The organism is Negativicoccus succinicivorans (assembly GCF_018373335.1).
Classification (GTDB): Bacteria; Bacillota; Negativicutes; order Veillonellales; family Negativicoccaceae; genus Negativicoccus; species Negativicoccus succinicivorans_A.
The window spans coordinates 18023-40896 of record NZ_JAHAHH010000001.1 but is presented as its reverse complement, the minus strand read 5'-3'; the positions used below and the strand labels follow the sequence as shown (position 1 = coordinate 40896).

At 51.5% G+C, this 22874-nt stretch carries 17 protein-coding genes and 2 riboswitches; of the genes, 2 read left to right on the top strand and 15 right to left on the bottom strand.

What is annotated here, in order from left to right; genetic code table 11:
• Positions 1 to 5: 5 nt before the first annotated feature.
• Positions 6 to 587 (bottom strand): cob(I)yrinic acid a,c-diamide adenosyltransferase, encoded by a 582-nt coding sequence (locus KH813_RS00175; RefSeq protein ID WP_303988923.1) that lies wholly within the window; start codon positions 585 to 587, stop codon positions 6 to 8.
• Between the two features lie 5 nt (positions 588 to 592).
• The gene (locus KH813_RS00170) at positions 593 to 1753 is read right to left on the bottom strand and encodes a YafY family protein (RefSeq protein WP_303991702.1); all 1161 of its coding nucleotides are present in this window, start codon (positions 1751 to 1753) and stop codon (positions 593 to 595) included.
• A 193-nt stretch (positions 1754 to 1946) separates the two neighbouring features.
• Positions 1947 to 2071: riboswitch (cyclic di-AMP (ydaO/yuaA leader) on the top strand.
• Positions 2072 to 2095: 24 nt separating this feature from the next.
• Here KH813_RS00170 and KH813_RS00165 point away from each other — a divergent pair.
• On the top strand, positions 2096 to 3967 hold the full coding sequence (locus tag KH813_RS00165; RefSeq protein ID WP_303991700.1) for an APC family permease: 1872 nt from the start codon (positions 2096 to 2098) through the stop codon (positions 3965 to 3967).
• Between the two features lie 40 nt (positions 3968 to 4007).
• Here KH813_RS00165 and KH813_RS00160 read toward each other — a convergent pair whose 3' ends face one another.
• The 5 genes from KH813_RS00160 to KH813_RS00140 all read right to left on the bottom strand — a co-directional run bounded on the left by KH813_RS00160 (position 4008) and on the right by KH813_RS00140 (position 9031).
• Positions 4008 to 4337: an AzlD domain-containing protein gene (locus KH813_RS00160; protein ID WP_303991698.1), complete on the bottom strand. Its 330-nt coding sequence runs from the start codon at positions 4335 to 4337 to the stop codon at positions 4008 to 4010.
• Positions 4331 to 5029 carry an AzlC family ABC transporter permease gene (locus KH813_RS00155; protein ID WP_303991695.1) on the bottom strand — a complete coding sequence of 233 codons (699 nt, stop codon included), beginning with the start codon at positions 5027 to 5029 and terminating at the stop codon, positions 4331 to 4333. The genes KH813_RS00160 and KH813_RS00155 overlap by 7 nt, the downstream gene beginning before the upstream one ends.
• A gap of 823 nt (positions 5030 to 5852) precedes the next feature.
• The gene (locus tag KH813_RS00150; RefSeq protein ID WP_303991692.1) at positions 5853 to 6992 is read right to left on the bottom strand and encodes a M20/M25/M40 family metallo-hydrolase; all 1140 of its coding nucleotides are present in this window, start codon (positions 6990 to 6992) and stop codon (positions 5853 to 5855) included.
• Entirely contained in the window at positions 6989 to 8182 is a 1194-nt protein-coding gene (locus KH813_RS00145; RefSeq protein ID WP_303991689.1) for a DNA polymerase IV, read from the bottom strand. The genes KH813_RS00150 and KH813_RS00145 overlap by 4 nt, the downstream gene beginning before the upstream one ends.
• Before the next feature lie 57 nt (positions 8183 to 8239).
• Positions 8240 to 9031 carry a hypothetical protein gene (locus tag KH813_RS00140; RefSeq protein ID WP_303991686.1) on the bottom strand — a complete coding sequence of 264 codons (792 nt, stop codon included), beginning with the start codon at positions 9029 to 9031 and terminating at the stop codon, positions 8240 to 8242.
• Between the two features lie 145 nt (positions 9032 to 9176).
• Here KH813_RS00140 and KH813_RS00135 point away from each other — a divergent pair, with 145 nt between their 5' ends.
• On the top strand, positions 9177 to 10529 hold the full coding sequence (locus KH813_RS00135; RefSeq protein WP_303991684.1) for a hemolysin family protein: 1353 nt from the start codon (positions 9177 to 9179) through the stop codon (positions 10527 to 10529).
• A gap of 379 nt (positions 10530 to 10908) precedes the next feature.
• On the opposite strand, the gene KH813_RS00130 is transcribed toward KH813_RS00135, so the two are convergent.
• From KH813_RS00130 to KH813_RS00095, 8 genes are all read right to left on the bottom strand, one after another.
• Positions 10909 to 12114, bottom strand: coding sequence for a sodium:proton antiporter (locus KH813_RS00130; RefSeq protein ID WP_303991682.1), 1206 nt, complete (start codon positions 12112 to 12114; stop codon positions 10909 to 10911).
• Positions 12115 to 12164: 50 nt separating this feature from the next.
• Positions 12165 to 12236: riboswitch (Fluoride riboswitch) on the bottom strand.
• A gap of 305 nt (positions 12237 to 12541) precedes the next feature.
• Positions 12542 to 15592 carry an efflux RND transporter permease subunit gene (locus KH813_RS00125; protein ID WP_303991680.1) on the bottom strand — a complete coding sequence of 1017 codons (3051 nt, stop codon included), beginning with the start codon at positions 15590 to 15592 and terminating at the stop codon, positions 12542 to 12544.
• Positions 15589 to 16644, bottom strand: a complete 1056-nt coding sequence (locus KH813_RS00120) for an efflux RND transporter periplasmic adaptor subunit (protein WP_303991677.1) — start codon at positions 16642 to 16644, stop codon at positions 15589 to 15591. The genes KH813_RS00125 and KH813_RS00120 overlap by 4 nt, the downstream gene beginning before the upstream one ends.
• A 163-nt stretch (positions 16645 to 16807) precedes the next feature.
• Positions 16808 to 18325, bottom strand: coding sequence for an amino acid permease (locus tag KH813_RS00115; RefSeq protein WP_303991675.1), 1518 nt, complete (start codon positions 18323 to 18325; stop codon positions 16808 to 16810).
• 352 nt (positions 18326 to 18677) lie between these two features.
• On the bottom strand, positions 18678 to 20594 hold the full coding sequence (gene gyrB, locus KH813_RS00110) for a DNA topoisomerase (ATP-hydrolyzing) subunit B (protein ID WP_303991672.1): 1917 nt from the start codon (positions 20592 to 20594) through the stop codon (positions 18678 to 18680).
• A gap of 162 nt (positions 20595 to 20756) precedes the next feature.
• Positions 20757 to 21596: a DUF721 domain-containing protein gene (locus tag KH813_RS00105; RefSeq protein ID WP_303991670.1), complete on the bottom strand. Its 840-nt coding sequence runs from the start codon at positions 21594 to 21596 to the stop codon at positions 20757 to 20759.
• A complete protein-coding gene (gene recF / locus KH813_RS00100; RefSeq protein ID WP_303991667.1) occupies positions 21586 to 22659 on the bottom strand; it encodes a DNA replication/repair protein RecF in 1074 nt (357 codons plus the stop codon). The genes KH813_RS00105 and recF overlap by 11 nt, the downstream gene beginning before the upstream one ends.
• The gene (locus KH813_RS00095) at positions 22656 to 22874 is read right to left on the bottom strand and encodes an RNA-binding S4 domain-containing protein (protein WP_303991664.1); all 219 of its coding nucleotides are present in this window, start codon (positions 22872 to 22874) and stop codon (positions 22656 to 22658) included. The genes recF and KH813_RS00095 overlap by 4 nt, the downstream gene beginning before the upstream one ends.

Here is a 22874-nt window from a genome sequence, read left to right as displayed (position 1 = left end):
CCCTTTCAGTCTTCGATGCCGCGACGATTCGCGACACCCGCGTCATAGTAATGTTTCACGTTGCGCATTTCGGTCACGAGATCCGCACGGTCAACTAACCATTGCGGCGCTTTGCGACCGGTAAAAACAAGTTCGGTGCCGGCGGGCTTGGCGGCAATCAACGCTTCGCAATCCTCCCGCGTGACCAAACCGAAATGCAACGCGACATTGATTTCATCCAAAATCACGACATCGTACTCGCCTTTCGCCAGCGTTCGCGCGGCGATCTCCACGCCGTTGCGGCACGCTTCGACGTATTCGGCGGGCGGATTTCCCGGCGGAAATACCACGACATCGGTGAGCGCTTTTTTAGTTTCTTCGGTGAGCGTTCCTTCCGGCGCGATGAAATACGGCTTCCCCAGCGACTCCCGATAGAGAAGCGGTGAAATTCCGTCCAAAATTTTCTGCTCGCTGTAATATTCCGATTTCATAAACTGCAGCAACCAGACTTTCAGACCGGCGCCGACGGCGCGAATCGCAAGCCCGATCGCGGCGGTGGTTTTGCCTTTCCCGTCTCCCGTATAGACTTGGATATAGCCTCGTTTCATCGACGTCACCTCATCTCGACACGATCAAAATATAACGGTTCTTCATGGCGATACGCGTTCGCCATCGCGATGGCCGTTCGTTGCAGGTCCCGCACCAGCGATTCCGGCGCCAGCACTTTCACGGCCGGACCGAATTGCAACGACCAGTGGAAAAGCGCGGTCGCGTTCACGGTCACTTCGACGACCACCGTCTTATCCGTAACTTCGCTGATGGTGCAGGAGGTTCCGAAATCATCCATGACGGCGTCCAAAATCTCGCGATCACATCGGAACAAACACGGTACCGCCGGTCCGGCGAACATGTTGACATGCTCCGCCAGATGCTTCGGCAAATGCAATTCGTCATCGCCCGACTGCGTCACTTCACGCAGCGGACGAAGCTCACGGTTTTTTTCGATTCGCACATCCTGCATCCGATCGACGCGGTAATGCGAAATATCATCATGCCCTTCGGTATTGGCAATCAGGTAAAAACGACCGTTCGTCGCGACCACCGCGTACGGGCTCACCCGGTAGCGATGCGGACGTTTGCGATGCTTACGAATACGCGGCCGCTGCTGCTTGTCCGGACCGTATTGCAGGTAATGGAACACGACCGATTGTCGCGCTTCGATCGCCTCATTCAACACTTCCAGCGAATACAACATCTGCGCGTTGGCGGGACTTTCCTGTTGCCAGTTGAGCCAGTTTTCATTCGGAATGTTGTGGACTCCCAACGTGGGATTCGTATAATACCGACTTTGCAACCGCAGCAGTTTTTGGATCATGTCCTCGACCTGCCGGGCTGGTAAATGCGAAAACAACAGACCGTCAATGAGCGTGGTCAGTTCCACCGGCGCGAATTCATGCTCGTAATACCACGAACCGTAGACATTTTCCACTTTTTCGCGGCTCGCGCTCTTGCGCTGCCACGGTTTGTAACCGAGCGGATAGCCCGCTTCCAGAAGATTGACCAGGTTGCGTTTGACCGCTTTGCGATCCAACACCATGCCATATTCTTCTTCCAGATGCGTCAGAATCTGCTGCTGTGACAGCGGATGTTCAGGGTCGGAAAAGCGGCGCAGTATCGTCAAGATGTACAATACGCTCAGCTTCTTCGCCGGAATCTCGGACGGAGACCTCATCACGCGCAACTCCTGCTCGGTTGCTTGCGTTCTTTTTTGCATGAGCACACCTCCTTGCCGCAATGCTATCTGTAGTTTCAGTATAGCACGATTTAACGCCATAAAACAGTCATAAAAGAGTGTTTATGAACTTTTTAGCGGCGACGAAGTCCGTTTTGCCGACGGATTTATGTTGCGTCACCGGCCGCTTTTTTCCTATTTACAAGATATTGCCGCGGCGTTATAATATTATGGTAAAAACGAAATGCCGAATTTCCTGACGGAAAACGGGGGAACCAATTCTTGGGGTGAATCGAAAGAGGAAGACGACCTTATGCTTCTAACCCGACAGCTAACCTCGTAGGCAAAAGGTAAGGTCCCATAGGACCGGGAGGTCTATTTTTCATGCGCAAATTTACATTTTCTTCATTTTCTCAATTGCTTTTAGGGCGTCCGCTCAAGAGTACGGAGCTCAGCCACGAGCGACTGCCGAAATGGAAAGCGTTGCCGATCTTTTCGTCTGACGCCCTTTCTTCCATCGGTTACGGTCCGGAACAAATCGCGCTGGTTTTGGTATTGCCGGGGCTGATTTTATACGACTACTTTCCGTGGATTATCGCGGCGATCGTGGCATTGCTTTTCCTCATTACGATTTCCTACGCGCAGGTCATCAAAGTGCATCCCCAAGGCGGCGGTGCCTATTCCATCGCTAAAGAGTATCTCGGTGAATATCCGGCGCTGCTCGCGGCGGCGAGTTTATGCGCGGACTACGTGCTGACAGTCGCCGTATCGGTATCATCCGGCACGGCGGCGCTGGTTTCCGCGTGGCCGGAGCTCATACCGTACCAAATTTTCATTGATCTCTTCGCGGTGTTTGCGATATTGATGCTGATTAATTTACGCGGTTTGCGCGAAGCGTCCAACGCCTTCGTGTGGCCGACGTATGCTTTTTTGGTCACGGCGCTGATGCTCGCCGGATCGGGCCTCTACCAAATTTTTGTGCTCGGTCGACCGCCGGTGATTTTGCCGCAAGCGACGACCATGCTCACGCCCGGCACCCTTTGCTTTTTACTGTTGTTGGCATTCGCCAACGGTTGTTCGTCGATGACCGGCGTGGAGGCGATCGCTAACGGCGCGGGCGCGTTCCGAGAACCGGTGGCGCAAAACGCGAAAAAAACCATTGCTGTAATGGCGATTATCCTGTCGACGCTACTGATCTCCACGGGTTTTCTCATCGTGCATTTCGGCTTGCTGCCGAGCGCGGATCGCACCTTGCTCTCGCTTTTGGCGGAGACCGTATGGGGACGCGGAACAGGTTATTTCATCTTCCAGCTGCTGACCACGGTGATTTTATATTTAGCCGCCAACACCGCGTACAACGGTTTGCCGCCGCTGATGTCCATTTTGGCGCAAGACGGCTACTTGCCGCGCTACCTCGCGCAACGCGGCTCGCGTCTTTCCTTTGCCAACGGTATTATTTTACTGTCGCTTTGCGCCGCCGGCCTGATCGTCGCGTTCCACGGCAATGTGGAGCATTTGATTTCGCTGTACGCGGTGGGCGTATTCCTTTCCTTCACGCTGGCTCAGGCGGGGCTTTGCGTCCACTGGCTTCGCCAGCAACGGCGCCCGTACGGACGACTCTTGCTGAACGGCTTCGGCGCGCTGGTCACGGCGGCCGTCGTGGGCATTATTTTAGTCACCAAATTCATTCACGGCGCCTGGATTATTTTAATCTTCCTGCCGATTTTGATGCGTATATTTAAGGCGATTCACACGCATTACGAAAAGGTGCGGGAAGCGCTGACGCTTTCCTCGGAAGAGCTGACGGAAATTCTGGCGCAGCCGGTCAACGACCACCATGTGCTGTTGCCGGTCGCAACTCCCACGCGCGCCGTCGCGCGCGCCTTGCGTTACGCTCGTGCCATTACCGACGATGCGCACATTCACGCGCTTCATATCGCCATTGACGCGGAGGCCGGTGAACGCGTCCGCCAAAAATGGTACCGACTTTTGCCCGCTATTTCCTTTGCGGTAGTGCCGTCACCGTATCGGGATTTCACCGAGCCGCTATTGGATTACATCAAAGAGTTTCGCGACCGCCATCCTGACGCGTCCATTACGGTATTAATTCCGGAATTTGAGGTCGGTACGGGTTGGGAGCGTCTGTTGCATAACCAGCAGGGTTTGCAGCTGCGCTGGCAGCTTTTAAATCGATTTGACGTGATCGTGACAACCGTCCCGCTGCTGTTGAAAAATCCTCAGGAAAAAAACAGGTAATCAAAAAGAACGGACATTTCTGTCCGTTCTTTTTATTTGCTTATGCGGCGATCAATACGCTCAGACCGTAATGCGTCAAAATACTCGCGAGCACGATCAAGACTAAATTCGCGCGGTAAAACGCGAGCCCGATCGCGACCAGCAATGATACCGTCGTGGCGAGCAACGGCGTCTCTTCCATGCTGACAAATACTCCGGGCACGATCAACGCACCCAACACCGCGAAGGGAATTAAGGCGAGCGCAAAGGAAAGTTTCGGCGGCACTTTATCCGCTCGCCAAAAGAACGGCGGCGCGATGCGCGGCACCAAGGTAACGAACCACATGCCGATCAGCAAAAGAATATAAAAGGCATCGCTTTGATTTACCATTGCAATCGCTCCTTCGCCGCCGTGACCAACGCGACCGCGCTGACCGTCGCGATGAAAATCGTCAAACCGTGGCCGATACCGAACAGACTCGCCAACGCGTACAGCACCAAATTAATCGTGACCGCGATCAGCGTCACCAAACGCGCCTGCGGCTGCTCGCGCAGCGCCGGCACCAGCAGACCGAGAAACATCGCGTATAAACCGATGCCCATAGAGCTTGCGAGCGCGGGCGGCAATAAATCGGTCAATCCGATGCCGAGCGCCGTACCGACTACCCAGGAGAGATATCCTGACAAACCGATCCCGATGACATACGCCGGCGGCAACGCCTGATGTTTTTCCAGGAGCGCGACGGAAAATAATTCATCGGTCGTCAACGAACCGACCGCCAAGCGTTCCGACTTCGTCGCCCCCGCTTCCAAATTATGCGCGAGCCCCGCCGCCAAAAGCAGGTTGCGGGAATTCACCACCAGCGTGGTTAAAATAATTTCCCACACGCCCGTGCCGGTAATCATCAAGTTCGCCGCCATAAACTGCGCGGAACCGGCGTAAACAATCGCGGACGACGCCAGCACGAACCACGCGGGCATGCCGTACACGGAGGATAAGACACCGTACGCGATCGCGATCGGCATATAACCGATGGCAATCGGCACTCCCTTCGCCAAACCACGGCGAAAATGGTGATTCATTGGCGTCTCCTCCTTTTTATAATCAGTTAGCTAATGGTAACAGAAAGCATCTCATGACGCAAGATGAATCGTTTTCATAATACTTTTGCATCCACGCGCGCCGGAAACGGATAAGCCGCGTCAAAATAAAATATGCGCTGTTCGTTTATGCTACCCGTAAAAACGTAAATTCCTCGCGGGCGGATATTTTTGAGCGCAAAACGGAATCCGTTTCCTTCGTGTTGCAAATCCGTACTAGCGAATTTGCGCGATCATGCTCCGACTTGGCAACTTGTCCACGACATCGCCGCGAAACGCAACAAACGGTGGAAAACCAATCTGAAAAATACATTTTTACCGAAACCAAACATGTGCAAATACCGATTTTACATGTTTTTCTCATTTTTTATGGGTTTTCGCCGCGCATGAAAATCAGTTATCCACCTGACTATCCAAGTTATCCACTCTATTTTTTCACTGTATTTTATTTTCCAATTATCGTCTTAACCGTTGTATTACAGTCGTTTTCATTTTTATGTCAACAATCATTATGAAGAACACAAAAAAGTTTTCCACATATACTTCTGTCTACTGACAGTGTATTGTTTGCAAAAACAGTGAGTTTACGCAATTCTCATTAAATTTATTGTATTTTTGACATGGACATGTGGATAAATGTGGATAATAGTGTGGATAAACCACATTTTCTACACTTATCCACATGCTTTCCACAAATTTTATTTTGACGATGAAAATACATTTATTTCTTTTTATTCCGCAGTATTCCACAAAAAAAGAGCCGCGAGGGCTCTTTTTTCAATGCTTAAACGGATATATCGACGTCTCAGTGATGCGCGTGCGGCAGCGGTTCAATGATGCGATATACCCATTCACCGGTCTGGTAAAGGTGTTCTTCCAACAGGCATTCTTCCGGCGTATGAACTTTGGTCATGCCGGTCGCAAGTACGGCTGCCGGGAAGCTGTGTTTATTGAAGTTGTTAGCGTCACTGCCGCCGCCGGTCGCGCCGACATTCGGTTCCAACCCCGCTTCTTTCGCCGCGCGTTTGGCGACTTCGATGCAAAGGCTGTTTTCATCGACCAGGTACGGCTGATAAATTTCTTCCACTTCGACTTCCGCTTTGCCGCCCGGGAAATCTTTTTCCACGGACACGAACGCTTCTTTCATCGCGTCCGTCTGCTGTTTCAATTTAGCCAAATCGCGGCTGCGCGCTTCGGCTTTGACGCTGCATTTATCCGCCACGATGTTCGTCGCGATGCCGCCGTCGATGAAACCGACGTTCGCGGTGGTTTCTTCATCAATGCGACCGTACGGCAGACGCGCCAGTGCCGTGCCCATCATGACGATGGCGTTCACGCCGTCTTCCGGCGCCAGACCCGCGTGCGAGCGTTTGCCGTGCATGGTGACGCGAATCGCGTTTTGACCCGGTGCCTGGTTAATGATTTTACCCGGCGCGCCGGACGAATCCAAAACGTAACCGAAGTCGATGCCTTGGGTAAGCTCCGTGTCGATATTGCGCGAGCCGCGTAAGCCGCCTTCTTCCGCCACGCAGAAGATGACAACGATCTTGCCGTGCGGCAGAGCGTTTTCTTTCATCAGGCGCAAGCCTTCCAAAATCGCGGCCACACCGGATTTGTCATCGCCGCCCAAAATCGTATCGCCTTTTGACGTAATCACGCCGTCTTTCAAGACCGGTTCGATCCCCGCGCAGGGTTCGACGCAATCCATATGCGCCGTGAAAGCGACCGTCGGCAAGCCTTCCATCGTCGCGCCGAAAGTAGCGATAATATTGCCGGCATTGCCGTTAATTTTGCTGCCCGCATCATCTTCTTTGACATCTTGCGCGCCCAGTTTTTTCAGGCGTTTTTTTAGTAAATCGGCAACTTCCCGTTCGTCACCTGTCGAGCAAGGGATGCGAATCAATTCGTAAAATTCGTTCAACATGCGTTCTTTATTAACATTCATCGTTTCTTTCCCCTTTCGTCACCGGTGGTTGTCTCACTGTCCCACCAAAATCCTCTGCGAATGGCCGTCGGGCCATATTTGTCCTGGAGCTTGTCGATCGTTTCCTGCGCCTTGCGCTCGCGCGCCGTGCCGTCCGCAAAGAGCGACATCGGCTCCGTTCCCGCCGGCAACAGTCCCGATACGGTCACGCCCAGGAGTCGTACACCTTCTGTGAGTTTAAGTTTATTATACAACGAGAAAACCGCCTCCGACAACGCCTGCGGTAAATCAATCGGATCGGCGAGCGTCACGGAGCGCGTAAGCGTCTTGTACGAACCGTAACGCAATTTCAACGTGACCGTGCGGGCGACCAGTCCTTTTTGGCGTAAACGGCGCGCGACGGTATCACTCGCCCGCAAAAGGTAACGGCGAATATCCGCATCCGCATGGAGATCCTCCGCGAATGTTTCCTCTTCCCCGATCGATTTGCGCGGCGCGTGCGCGACAATCGGACGATCATCGCGAGCGTGCGCCAATTCCCAAAGCGTTTTGCCCTGCTGGCCGATCTGCCGCACCAATTGATCCGGATCGGCCGCCGCCACATCGGCGATCGTGACATAGCCGAGCGTTTCCAGCTCCGCTTCCAACTTCGGACCCACGCCCCAAAGACGACGCACCGGCAACGGTGCGATCATTTTCTGCGCCTGTTCGTAAGGAATAATGACCAAGCCGTACGGCTTTTCCAAATCGCTCGCGAGTTTCGCTAAAAATTTATTACCGCCGATGCCGACCGACGCAGATAAGCCGACCGCATCGTAAATATCACGTTGCACGCTGCGGCCGAGCGCTTTAAGCGTCGGAAACTGCGTCCCCATGCCGGAGATATCCAAAAACGCTTCATCGAGCGACAGCGGCTCGATTTCGGGCGCATATCGATACAACACTTCATGAATCAACGCGGATACTTCACGGTACACATGCATGCGCGGGCGCACAAAAATCCCCTGCGGGCAGCGTTGGCGCGCAATGCTCCCTGCCATTGCGGAGTGCACGCCGTACGCGCGCGCTTCGTAAGAGGCGGTCGCGACCACGCCGCGTCGTTCCGAGGCGCCGACAATTACGGGCAGTCCTCGCCATTGCGGATGATCGCGCTGCTCGACGGAAGCGTAAAACGCGTCCATATCCACATGCAGAATCCAGCGTCTGCGCATCGTATCTCCTTTCTAAAAAGATTCACCCGCCGCTCGACGGGTGAATCTTTTACTTGCTCATTTTTTCGACGCGACCTTCGGTTTCGCCGCGGGTTTTACCGCGGTTTTCCTCTTTGCTTTTGTCGTCGCGGCAGAACGTTTCGCTGCCGCTTTTCTCGTCGGCTTTTCCTTCGCGGCTCGGCTTTCCACGACCGTCGTGACCGTCGCTTGCGAGTCTTCCTCTGCTTTTTTCAGTTGTTTCGCGTCGACTTCACTTTTATTTTTAGACTCTTTGTCTTTGTGCTTTTTTTCTTTCTTGTCTTTTTTATCCTTCTTTTTATCTTTTTTCTTTTTCTTCAACGACCATTCCTGGACGCGGTCGCTTTCTTCATCGGGATCATCGTCCGTTTCATAGTTGTTGTCGTCATCGTCGTCGTCATAATCGTCGTCATCATCGTCGTCATCATCGTCTTCTTCATATTCATCATCGTCATCTTCCGATTGGCGCTTGATTTCCTGCCATTCCAACCAATCCGCGTCCCCCGTATAGGAAAATGTCTCGTCGATTTCGTCATCATCATCTTCTGCGAGCGCTTCATCGGCCAATTCATTATACAGAGTGATGATTTCATCAATCCGATCGCCGAGCTCCCGATAGCGTTTCAGACGCAAACGAATCTGCTCTTCGGCGAATTCGTACACCGCCGGTGCGTGCGGTCCTTCCGCCGTCTGATCCATCTCCTGATGCTCGCGACGTTGGGCGGAAAGATCTTCGAGCATATCCTGCCCGTCCAAAAGTTCGACACACACTTCGTGCAATAATTCACTCAATGTCAAACGATATGTGTCTACATCTCTGCGCTGTGTCATAGCTGCCTCCTTTGGCCATTGCCTTACTAACGTATTCGTCGCGCGTCGGCGGATTCCTTTTTGCACTTCCCGTTTTCCTCTGTGTTATACTTCTACTATACTATAAATATGTAAATATAGTATTTTTTCGACAAGGAGAATGAATATGGACAGCGACCATCCCGGATGGCAAATCGCATTACTGTTAATTTTAATCATTGCGAACGGCGTTTTTTCCGCTACGGAACTCGCCATCGTCAGCGCCAAGAAGCCGCGTCTGGCGCAACGCGCGAGCCAAGGTGACAGCGGCGCGAAAGCGGCGCTTGAAATCGCGCAAGATCCGAACCAATTATTTTCCACCATTCAAATCGGCATCACCGCGATCGGCATCATCACCGGTATGGTCGGCGCGTCCACCTTATCGGATCCCTTGGCCGACGCGCTTACGCCGGCTCTGGGGCAATACGCGCAGGCCGTCAGCCTCTTTTTGATCATGGCCGTCGTCACGTTCTTGACACTGTTGATCGGCGAACTCGTGCCCAAACGCATCGCCATCAACTCTCCGGAAAGCGTGGCCAGCTGGGTCGCGCGCCCGATGAATCTTTTCGCGCGCATCAACCTGCCTTTAGTCTGGTTTCTGACGTTTTCCACCTCGGCCGTGTTGAAACTTCTCGGAATTAAAATCAAAGCGGAGCAACCGGTCACGGAAGAAGAAATTCGTTTCCTGATTCGGCAGGGCGCCCGTCTCGGCACCTTTGACGCCGACGAGCCCGAACTCATTGATCGTATTTTTCGCTTAAACGACATCCCCGCCGAATACATCATGACGGCGCGACCGCAGCTGGAATGGCTCGATCTCGCCAAAAGTGAAGAAGAGCTCGGCGCGCAACTGTTGCGCTCCACGCACACGCGCCTGCCCGTCGGCTACGAATCGCTGGATGATTTTCGCGGCATTGTCCAATTGCGCGATCTCTTACTATTGCGCCTGCGTCGTCCCGAAATGAGTTGGCACGCGCTCATCGCGCATTGCGTCACGACGCCTCTGTATATTCCCGAGACGCTTACCCTCAATAAAACGCTCGATCTCTTCCGCGCGAAAAACGCGCATGAGGCCATCATTTTGGACGAATACGGTTCGCCGGAAGGCATGATTACTCTGCACGATATTTTGGAAGAAATTTTGGGCGCCATGCCCGGCAGCGTCGCCGAACGCATCGAAGAACGCAATCGCATCGTCAAACGCACGCCGAATTCATGGCTCGTCGACGGACTGTTGCCGATCGAAGAATTTAAAGAATATTTTCAAATCACCGACGCGCTTCCCAAAGAGGGCGAAGATTTTTACAAAACGCTCGGCGGTTTCGTTATTTATCTCTTCGGGTATCTCCCCAAAGAAACCGAGATCATCTCGTATCGCAACATGCAGTTTGAGGTCATGGATAACGACAACTACCGCGTCGATAAAATCCTCGTCACCAAAAAGGCGCAAGGTCCCGACGGGGAAATCAAAGAAAGCTAGTTGCGTAATTTCCCCGCACGTTTTATAATGACGGTAGATAAAGGCAGTAACCGCCGCTCGTATCTATAGCAAGATTCTTTTCGGTACGGAACGTAATCGACTATCGGTCAGTGATTTCGAATCGTAGGAAGACGCAGCCTTTTCCGAGCGGCGGTTTTTGATTGCAAAAAATCGGTGAAACGGATAAAGAATAACGTTCACGGATAATCATAACTGCAAGCGGTACACCCTTCCCCTTTACAAATGAAGTAAATAAAAAAGCGACCCGACCGGAGCCTTGCTCCTCGAGTCGCTTTTTTGCATGCCGGCCGCCGCTGCCATTATTTTCTTTTCGCATTCCGGTTGACATATTAATCAGACAAATAAATTTATCAGAATATCAGTCAGATGAATCTCTATCTAATAATTTCTTATATGTAGAATCCATTCCCCATGCTCCCAATGGAGCCGTCACCACAATGGCCATCACCGCTACCGACAAAACAATGTTTCCGCATTCAAGTCCCGCCGCAAGCGGCACCGAACCAACCGCCGCCTGTACAGTAGCCTTCGGAAGATACGCAATCACGCAAAATAATCTTTCTTTCCATGTCAACATCGTTTTTGTCATGCACAGTAAAACGCCACAAGATCTAAAAAGCAGTGCCGTCAGAATCATTAATACGGCTATAATTCCTGCCTCTAATGTATAGCGGATATCTACTGCTGCGCCAACTAAAACAAACAGCATTACTTCCGCCGCAAGCCACAGTTTTCCAAATTTTTCAGATAATCGTTTCGATACAAAAACGGTGCTTTTCATTTTCAAAACACATGCCATGCTGACAACCGCCAATAAGCCTGATACCGCCACGATACCTTCCAACCAAGTTTCAATAGCAATCAGAAAAAAGGAAAAACCAAGGACGATAATTACTTTCATGCTGTTTCGTACGTAATACTTATGCGCATAAGCGGTTTCAAAAAACAGACACAACAAATAACCGACCAATGCTCCTAAAACAGCGCCAAGAATGATCGAAATCGGCACGTTGAAAAAGTCTGTAATGCCGGCGCTCCCACCTTGCGCCATGCCTAGAAATGTGGTGAATAATACAATTACAAAAATACCATCACAAGAAATACCGGCCATAATCATCTGTGGGATTGCTTTTTTTGTTCCATATTTATTTTCCATGAAATGTACCATTTGGGGCATGACAACCGCCGGAGAAGCAGCGCCTAAAACGGCACCCATAACCGCCGCGTCCATTCTTGTTATCCCAAGCATGACAGGCGCCAGCAAAATATACCCGATAATCTCGAAGGTAGCCGGTATAAAGGACAGTAAAACAGCCGGTCTCCCCACTTTCTTCAGATCGGCTAAGTCCAAAGATAATCCCGCTCTGAGTAAAATGATGATGAACGCCATTTTTTTCAAATCTGCGGAAATAGAAAGTAATGTAGGATCTAAAAAATCAAAAACAAACGGACCCAATACAATACCGGTCATTAACATGCCGATGATTTTAGGAAGTTTGAATTGCTGACAAATAGCCCCCATGGCTAAACCAAGAAGAAAAACGAGCGATAGTGATGTTAACATGAAAAATTCCCCCCTTAAACGCAAAAAGCTGATGACTTCTGCAACTAAAAGTAATTGTAGAAGTCATCAGCTTAATAAACGGTTTAGGTTACCCAAGGGAGAACTTCATTCCCTTTCATACTTCCTTAGAGTTGGATTCTATCCATTCCAAGGAGGTATCTGACGTATGATTGTTTTCGCCTCTTTAGAATACGGTCAGCAAATCTCCCACAGACTAAAAAGATTTATAAATTCAATTTATTTCATTTCATATTATATCATTTTTTTCGGATTATTTTGATAACTTTACTTCATTTATTTCCCTATTCGTATAACAAGATGACAACATGTAACTGCACTTCAGCACGCCCGCGAAATGTAGACTTTCAGCCCGTACGTACGCTTACAAAAAAGTCCATCCCCTGATATCAGGGAATGGACTTTTTATTTACTCTTCTTTCCGATAGACCCATGTGTAAATAGCGGGCAGGAAGAAAAGCGTGAGCAGGGTCGCGATGAGCAGACCGCCGGAGAAGGCGAAAGCCATCGGTCCCCAGAAGTAAGAACGCATCAGCGGGATCATGCCCAAAATCGCGGCGAGCGCGGTGAGCAGGATCGGCCGGAAACGCATCATGGCGGCGTTGACGACAGCCTCATGGAGAGGTTCACCGTCCGCGCGGTGCGTTTCGATCTGATCGAGCAGAATGATCGAGTTACGAATGATCATGCCCGACAGCGCAATGATGCCGAGAATGGCGACGAAACCGAGCGGTTTGCGCGTCAATTGTAAGGCGACGATGGAGCCGATCAGACCGAGCGGCGCGGTAACGGCCGCCATGAACATGAGTCGAATTTTGCCGAGCTGGAACATGAGGATCATGAGAATCACGAAGATCATGACCGGCATGACGACGACGATGGAGTTCACGGACGTATGACTGCGTTCGACACTGCCGTCATATTCGAGAGAATATCCCGTCGGCAGATTTTCACGGAAATCGGCAAGCGTTTTCGTGTAGATCCGCTCCGAAACGGTATCGGCCGGTGTATCATCGGCGACATTGGCGCGAATGGTAATGGTCGGCGTTAAGTTACGCCGCCAGATCATCGTATTTTCCGTGGTCGGCGTGAGCGTCGCGAATTGACCGAGCGGCACGTAACGACCGCCGCCGACATGCACGGCAAGGTTCGCCAAATCGCCCAATTGCTGACGACCCGGCGGTAAACGGAATTTGACCGGTACGAGTTGATCGCCGAGGTAGGCCGACGATACCTGGTAGCCGGAAAGTTTGGTGTAAAGATCGGCGGCGACGGCGTAATTATCCGCGCCGAGTTGACGAATCCGGTCCTGATCGATTTTGACTTCGACGGACGGCGTCATCTGCGGCCAATCCATATTGACCAGACTGACTTCTTTATCCTGCTGCATCAGTTGCACGACTTCATTGGCGTACGTCTGCAGTTGCTCGGTATCCGGACCAGACAAACGATACATGATCGGATACGGCGCCGGAGGACCGGTTTGAATCAAACGAATATTGCTGCGGACATCGGGAAAATCATCCGCCAGCGCTCGCTCCACATCGGTTTGCAGGGAGCGACGCGCGTCAGCGTCGGTCGCGACAATGACCGTCTGCGCGTAGTTGGTGCGCGGCGGCACCGGTTCAAACGGCAAAATAAAGCGCGGCGCGCTTTCGCCGATGTAGCTGGTAACGGACTCAACACGTTTGTCCCCGTAAAAATGAGCCACGAACTCGTTGGTCATTTTTTTCGTCGCGGCTTGCGTCGCGCCGAGCGGCAATTCCGTTTCGACAATCAGTTCCGGTCGAACGGACGCGGGGAAAAATTCTTTTTTCAACAGCGGATAGGAAATCGCCGCGATCAGAAACGCGGCAATCGTCGCGATCACAACCGTCTTACGATAGCGCAAGACCGTTTCCAGCGAATTTTTAAATCCGTTCAATAACTTCTTCTGGAACGCGCCCCAACGTGTTTCCTTTTGTTCGTCCGGCGGCGTCACCTTAATCATTTTATAGCCCAATACGGGGCTGACGAGTACGGATGCGAACCAGGAAATTAAAAGCGCGATCGCGGTGACGGAAAAAAGACTCTCCGTGTATTCGGCGACAATCCCTTTGGCAAGACCGATCGGGATAAACGCGGCGGCGGTAATCAGCGTGCCGGAAAGCATCGGAAACGCGGTGATTTCATAGGCCGCGGTCGCCGCATGCAACCGATCCACGCCCTCTTCCAATTTGCGTTGCATCATTTCCACGACGATGATGGCGTCATCGACCAAAAGGCCGAGAGAAATGATCAGCGCGCCTAAGGAGACGACCTGCAAATCGATCGCGAAGTAATGCATGATGATGAAGGTCGCCGCGACAACGACCGGAATACACAGCGCGACGACCGTGCCGGAGCGCCACCCCAACGCGAGGAAGCTGACCAGCAACACAATCACAATGGCCTCGGCAAGCGCCCGTGTAAACTCATTAATCGCGCCGGTAACGACTTCCGGCTGGTTGGTGACCTGACCGATCTCCAAGCCCACCGGCAATTCATTTTTATACTGCGCGATCGCCTCCGTCAATTCATCGCCGAGATTCAAAACGTTTCCGCCCGGCGCCATGGAGATCGCAATGCCGACGGCTTCTTTCCCGTTGAACATCATGACCGGATTTTGCGGGTCGGCGTACGCCTGCTTGACGGTCGCGATATCACCGAGACGAATGGAGCGTTCGCCCATGTGAATGGACAAGTTTTGAATGGCTTCCGCGGAATCCAAAAGCCCCGTGATGCGCAACGCGACATTATGCGAACCGGTGCGCACCGAGCCGGCGGGCAGCAATGTGCCCTGCTGCTGCAGCATTTGGAAGACCATGCGCGGATCGATACCGAGCTGCGCCAGTTTCGCTTCTTCCATTTCGATATAAATCGTCTGCTCCTGGACACCGATCAATTTTACTTTTTGCACTTCGGGAATTTTTAAGAGCTCACGACGTAGAGTTTCCGCGTATTCCCGTTTTTCTTCGTAGGAAAAATCATCCCCGGTAAGCGCGTAAATCGAGCCGTAAACATCATCAAACCGATCATTCATGAACGGGCCGACGACGCCTTTCGGAAGCTCGCGCCAAACATCGTTGGTGAGATTGCGCACATCGGTCCAGGTCGGCCGCACGCTTTCTTTGGGAAGATCTTCGCGCAACCAAACGTAAATGACCGTGGTATCCCCGTTGGTGAAGCTTTTGATGTAATCGAGCCCCGGGGTATCCTGCAATTTCTGCTCGATCTTATCGGTGACCTGTTCGTTCATCTGCTCGGCAGTCGCGCCCGGCCAAGCCGCGGCGATCGTCATCGAGCGAATCGAAAAGTCGGGATCTTCCCGCCGACCCAAGTCAAAGAAACTCACGATGCCGGCAATTAATATCGAAACGATAAAAAAGTAAACGATAGGGCGGTGTTTGACCGCCCATCTCGCTAAGTTAAATGATTTCATATCCGGACCGCTTGCCCTTCCGTCAGATTTTGCGCACCGGCAACGACGACCCGATCCCCTTTATTGAGACCGGAGGTAATTTCCACCTGATCGCCTCGGTACGCCCCTGTCGTTACGTTAACAAGAGTGACTTTCTCATCCCGCACGACCCAAACGGCCGGCGTTTTGGATTGCGGCGCAAGCGCGCTCAAAGGTACCAGTATCTGCTCGCCGGAGGCGCCCGTGAAACGCACTTCGGCGGTACTGCCGAGTGCCAATTGCGCCGGCGGATCGCTGAGCGTCAACTTCGCGTCATAGGTTCCCGTTTTCGGATTCGGCGCCGGTGAAACTTCACGCATCACCGCCGTCGATTTTTGGTCCGGCAACGCCCAGAACGTCACTTCGGCGGAGCTGCCCACCGGATAATCAGAAATATTTTTTTCCGTAAGAGAAATTTGCACATCCAAACTGCTGTTATCGACGATCGCCACGACCGGCATGCCCGCGCCGACGACCTGGCCGATTTCCGCCATGATCATGCCGATAACACCGTCACGATCCGCCCGCAAGGTGGCGAACGATGCCTGATTTTGCGCCCGGTATAAAGCGGCCTGCGCCTGATCGTACTGCGCTTGCGCCAACTGCTGTTTACTGCGCACTTCGTCAATTTTCAGCGCGGAAATCGCGTCTTGCGCATAGAGAGTTTCCATACGCGAGAGTGTTTTATTCGCGAGTTCCAATTGTGCGGCGGCGGCGTCGACCTGTCCCTGCGCCGCGTCGACTTGCGCTTCCACATCATTCGCGTCTAACGAGAATAAGGGATCGCCCGTTTGGACACGATCGCCGGACTGCACGAATTTATGCACGATTTTCCCCGGAATTTGAAATCCTAAAGGAGATTCCGTGCGACCGTGCACCGTGCCGGAAAATGAATGTTCCGCAGCGGTTTCCGTCGCGCCGATCGTCATCGTTTTAACCAACGGCGGCGGTACTTCCGCTGTCGAACTTTTGCCGCATCCCCACACCGCCAAACATAATACCGTCAACATTAACCATTGCCACCAATGCTTCATTATGCTGCCTCCATCTATCGTCTTTTTGCCACGGCGATTTTTTTGTTTAGATATATTATAGCAATCGGCCTTGTAAATGGCGAATTATTATTTCTTTTTCTTGCATTGTTTAACTTTTTGTATAATAAAAAACGACCCCATTCGGGATCGTTTTTATTGTGATTCAGTCATCGACTTCTTCGCCGCTTTGCGCGAGCAATTCATCGTCATGCGGATCCAAATTGACTTCTTCCAGCGGAATTAATTTCGTTTTGTATTTCAGTTTGTACCAGAAATGCACGGCAAGGAATACCGGAATGCCGACGTACGCGACGCTGGCGCCATACCAGTCAATTTCCTGACCGGTAAATGCGGTGTAGTTCTGCCCCGCCATAACAATCAGACACAGGACCAACGCGAAGATCGGACCGAAGGGATACAGCGACGCTTTATACGGTAAATCATTCAAATCGTAACCCTGGCGAATATACGCGCGACGGAAACGATAGTGACAAATCGCGATGCCCACCCAGGTAATGAAGCCCGCCATGCCGCTGATGTTGATCAGCCAATTGTACGTGACGCCGTCCCCAATGAGACTCGTGAGAAATGCGACAATACCGAACGCAGCCGTCGCAAATAACGCATTGGTCGGAATACCGCGTTGATTGACTTTCAGAAACGCTTTCGGCGCTTTGCCTTCTGCGGCCAACGCGTACAGCATACGGGTCGATACATACACGCCCGAGTTGCCCGCCGAAAGTACCGCCGTCAAAATAACGGCATTTAAAATGCCCGCCGCCGCCGGTAAACCGAAACGTTCAAAAACGAGCGTAAACGGACTGATGGAAATATTTTCCACCGAACTGTTCAAAAGGTTGGGATCCGTATACGGAATCAGGAAGCCGATGACCGTAAAGGAACCGAGATAAAACAGCAGAATACGCCAGAAAATCGTATTGATCGCTTTCGGTACGTTTTCTTTCGGATTTTCCGATTCGCCCGCGGCGACACCGATCATTTCCGTGCCCTGGAACGAGAATCCGGCGATCATGAAAATCCCGAGAACGGCCGCCCAGCCGCCGACAAACGGCGCCTCTCCGACCGTCCAGTTCGTAAATCCGGGCGATTCCGCGCCAATACCGAGGATCAACAATGCGCCGACAAAGAGGAACACGATGACGGTCATGACTTTCACGCCGGCAAAAATAAATTCACTTTCACCGAATAAGCGCGTCGACATATAGTTTAAGCCGAAGATCAGAACAAAAAATAACGCGCTCCAGACAATGGACGGTGTATCGGGGAACCAATACTTCATAATCAGAGCACTGGCGACCAGTTCCGCCGCCAATGTAATGGCCCAATTGAACCAGTAGTTCCAACCGAGTGCAAATCCGAATGCCTCATCCACAAATCGCGCGGCGTACGTTCCGAATGAACCGGAGACCGGCATGTAAGTGGCCATTTCCCCCAAGCTCGTCATCAAGAAATACACCATGATACCGATGAGTGAATATGCGAGCAGCGCACCGCCCGGGCCCGCTTGGGAAACCGATTCCCCACCGGCCACGAAAAGGCCGGTACCGATGGCGCCGCCAATGGCGATCATGTTCATATGACGTGCTTTCAGACTGCGTTTCAATTTCGGAGCATTCTCTTCTCCCGGAAGATAGCCGTCTGTCAAATGAGGTTCCGCCATCTATCATCACCTTCTTTTCCTTTTTTTATTAGGTCAATTATAGCATTAAGGTCTGAAAATGCAAGCCAAAATACTTTTTTTCGTAAAAATTCCTTTTTGTTATTATTTTTCCCCCTACTTCATCATTTTTTCTCCGGTTTCCATTGATTTTGACACTATTTTAACAAATTAATCTGCGTATATAGTAGATGAAGAATAGTATATTACTTTTTATTCCCATATATGGTACTAAGATCATTTCAGTCGATTTTTATTTTTGATGTGACATTTCACTATCCGTGAATGGATTCATACCATTCATACGCGTACATTTGACGGAAAATTCGCACAAAAAAACGGCCGAAGCCGTTTTTTATAAATCGAGGTTGGTAACATTTTTCGCGTTTTCCTGAATGAAACGCCGCCGCGGTTCGACTTTGTCACCCATCAGTACGGTGAAAATCCGATCCGCCGCCATGGCATCTTCCATGCCGACCTGCAACAGCGTGCGATACTGCGGATTCATCGTCGTATCCCAAAGTTGTTCGGAGTCCATTTCGCCGAGACCTTTGTACCGTTGCACGGTGATATTTTCCCGGCCGACCTCATCGAGTTTTTCCGCCAGCTCTTCGTCACTGTACATGTACCATTTGCTGCGCCCTTTGCGCAATTGGTACAGCGGCGGCTGCGCGATATAAATGTGCCCCTCTTCCAATAATGGAGTGAGGTAGCGGTAGAAGAATGTCAACAGCAAGGTACGAATATGCGCGCCGTCGACATCGGCATCCGTCATGATGATAATTTTATAATAACGCAATTTACTGAGATCAAATTCCTGTCCGATGCCGGTACCGAACGCCGTAATCATCGAACGAATTTCTTCATTATTTAAAATGCGATCCAAGCGCGCTTTTTCAACGTTCAAAATTTTACCGCGCAGGGGCAAAATCGCTTGGAAGCGACGATCGCGGCCGGATTTCGCGGAGCCGCCCGCGCTGTCACCTTCGACGAGATAAATTTCCGTCATTTCCGGATTGCGTTCAGAGCAATCGGCAAGTTTGCCGGGTAAGCTCGAGACTTCGAGCGCGTTTTTACGGCGCGTCAATTCGCGCGCTTTGCGGGCCGCTTCCCGCGCGCGACTGGCAAGCAATGCCTTTTCAATAATTTTTTTGCCGTCGACCGGATGTTCTTCCAGATAAATGCGCAAGCCTTCCGAAATCAGCGTATCGGCAATCCCTTTGACTTCGCTGTTGCCGAGTTTCGTTTTCGTCTGGCCTTCGAACTGCGGATTGGGAACTTTCACGCTGATAACGGCGGTTAAACCTTCGCGCACGTCGTCACCGGAAAGATTGTCCTCATTTTCCTTAATCAGACCGGAACGCCGCGCATAGTCGTTGATCGTGCGCGTCAACGCGGCGCGGAAACCGGATAAATGCGTGCCGCCTTCAATGGTGTTGATATTGTTGGCGAAAGAGTACACATTTTCGCTGAAACCGTCATTGTACTGCATCGCGATTTCGATAAAAATGCCGTCGCGATCCCCTTCAAAGTCAATGACATTCGGATGAATGGTCGATTTATTCGTATTCAAATATTCGACGAAGGATTTCAGACCGCCTTCATAATGGTAACTTTCAGAATATTTTTCATCGTCGCGTTCGTCCGTTAATGTAATGCGCAGTCCTTTATTTAAGAACGCAAGTTCGCGGAAACGCGACGCGAGCGTGTCGAACGAAAATTCCACGCCTTCCGTGAAAATTTCTTTATCCGGTAAAAAGGTCACTTTGGTGCCGGTCGTTTCGACATGGCCGTACGAATGCAAAGGCTCACTGATATGACCGCGGGCGAAAGCGATTTCATGCGTTTGACCGCCGCGCTGTACCTGTACGTCCATTTTTTCGGACAAGGCATTGACGACGGATACGCCGACGCCGTGCAAACCGCCCGAGATCGTATAGCCGCCACCGCCGAATTTACCGCCGGCGTGAAGCACCGTCAACACGACTTCGATCGCGGGACGACCGGTTTTATGCATATCGACAGGAATGCCGCGGCCGTCATCGACCACGGTCACGCTGTTATCTTGATGAATCGTGACTTCAATATGAGTACAGAAACCGGCCAATGCTTCGTCAATGGAGTTGTCCACCACTTCATACACCAAATGGTGCAGACCGCGCGACGAAGTATCGCCGATGTACATACCCGGACGTTTACGAACGGCTTCCAAGCCTTCCAGGACCTGAATATCCTGCGCGCCGTAGCCGGTTTTACGAGTGTTTTCCGCCATAGTTTCCTCTTTTCAAAATTTTTATCTTAATATATACAGTATACTATAAATAATTTGAAAAATATACTTATTTTATCAAAATAAGCCCGTTACGGGCCTTTTTTGATTTTTATATGGGGTAAGAGTCGAGGCGAATAAAATTCGCTTATTTTTTATTTTACGTTATTTATCTTCCGCTTTACGCGCGAACTTCGCCAAGAGATTTCGGACATGATCCTCCGTCAGTTCCTGCGGTTCGATGCCGGTGAGTAAACTCGCGAGCATGACCTGCTCCGCCGCCGTTTCCACACGGTGATAGATATGATCGAGCGTGCGATAGATCAAGTATTGCCGCGCCTGCGCATACATGCTCTCGCTCGTGCCCACAGCCGCTATGATATCCCGATACGATGCGGCCGGATGCTCTTTCAGATAGCGGGTGACGGCGTGACGTTCTTGCGCCTGCGCGCGCAACTTACACATTTCACAAGTACCGTCGACCGCGTCCGTCAACTGGTGGCAGACTCCGCAGGGTACAAAACCCGCTTCCCGTCGCGCCAATTCCAGCGCCAGTTGCCGTTCGCGCAAATGAATCAACGATTGTTTTAAGGTCGGATCCGGTACCGCCGCAAAAAACGCGGCCACTTCTTCTTTCTGCGCCGCGGTCAATGCGGGAATATGCTCCTGTATCCTTTTTTCCGCCGCTTTCTTTGGCGCCTGTTGCGCGCGGCGACCGGTGCCAAATTTCAAATCTGTGATGGTGTATTCCGGAAATCGGTCGGCCAATTTTTTGATAATTTTTTCCCGCTGAATAAAAAGTTCATTCAACCAGACGGAATTATCCGCAAGCACCGTGACCATCGCGCCGTCATACTTACCGATAAAGGATTTTTTCGCCAGTATTTTGCCGACGACTTCGGGCCAGCTTTCCTGCAATCGGTACAACCGCATTTGCGGCTGGTCTTTCCATTGCTCCGTCCAGACGGCGAGCGCCTGTTGTAAAGGACTTAAATTATGCGCCATGGGATTTCTCCAAGCAACGCATATCGACCGGTTCCGGCAACCGGTTCGGACGATACGCGGCGGTCATGATCAATTGCAACTGCCGATCGGCGGTCCAGCGTAACAATTCCTGTTGCCGTTCCTCATCAAGTTCGCTGAGGACATCGTCCAACAGCAACACGGGTAATTCGCCGACATGTTCTTTTAAATACGTGGTTTCGGATAATTTTAACGCCAAAATGGCGAGCCGCTGCTCGCCCTGCGATCCGTAATCGGCCAAATTTTTATCCTCATGGTAAAACACCACATCGGCACGATGCGGTCCGATGGAGGTAAAACCGCTTTTCAAATCACGTTCCAGCGTTTCTTTATATAGATGTAAATACTCCTCTTTGGAAATATCTTCACTTTTGGCATACGAGCGCAGGTATTTCAAATGCACGTTGAGATCTCCGGCTGACCAGGTTTGCGATGTCGGTCCGACCAGCCTGTTCCACTCCTCCAACGCCTGCAATCTCGCGCGGGTAATATAGACGGCCTGCGTCGCCAGCTGCTCATCCCACGGTGTCAAATCCGCCGCCCGCTGCGCTTTCAGCAGTTGGTTACGCTGCGCCAAAATCCGATTGTAGCGCAGTAACGCATCATAATATAGCGAGTTCGCCCGCGCCAAACTCAAATCCAAAAAACGGCGCCGCCCCTGCGGACTGCCTTTGATCAATTGCAAATCATCCGGCCCGAAATAAACGGTGTGCAATGTCCCGACCAATTCTTTTTGGCGAACCGGCGTCGCATTGATCCACATTTCTTTGCGTTTATTTTTATATAAATTGATTTGAATTTTTTGCGCGACTTCATGGCGCGTAAAATCGACCCGAACAGCGGCGCTTTCCGCGCTGTGACGAATCATCAGCCGATCATGACTCGTGCGCGGCGATTTTCCCACGGAAGCGAGATACATCGCTTCCAAAAGATTCGTTTTGCCGCAACCGTTCGGGCCGTAAAGCAATGTCGTCGGAGCGGAAAGCGTCAGCGAATATTCCGCATAGCTGCGAAAATCCGTCACCGCAACGGTGGCGATTTTCATGCTTCGGACACAACCGCGAAGCTGCCCTGATCGGGCACATCGACGCGATCATTGGCGGTAATTTTTTTGCGAACTACGGTGCAAGGTTCGCCGTTGACCCAAACTTCACCGCTGCGGATCAATAGTTTCGCCTCCGCCCCCGAACCCACTACGCCGGCGAGTTTCAGCAGTTCATTTAACGCGATGAAAGGCGTATGAATCGTAATTTCCCGCAT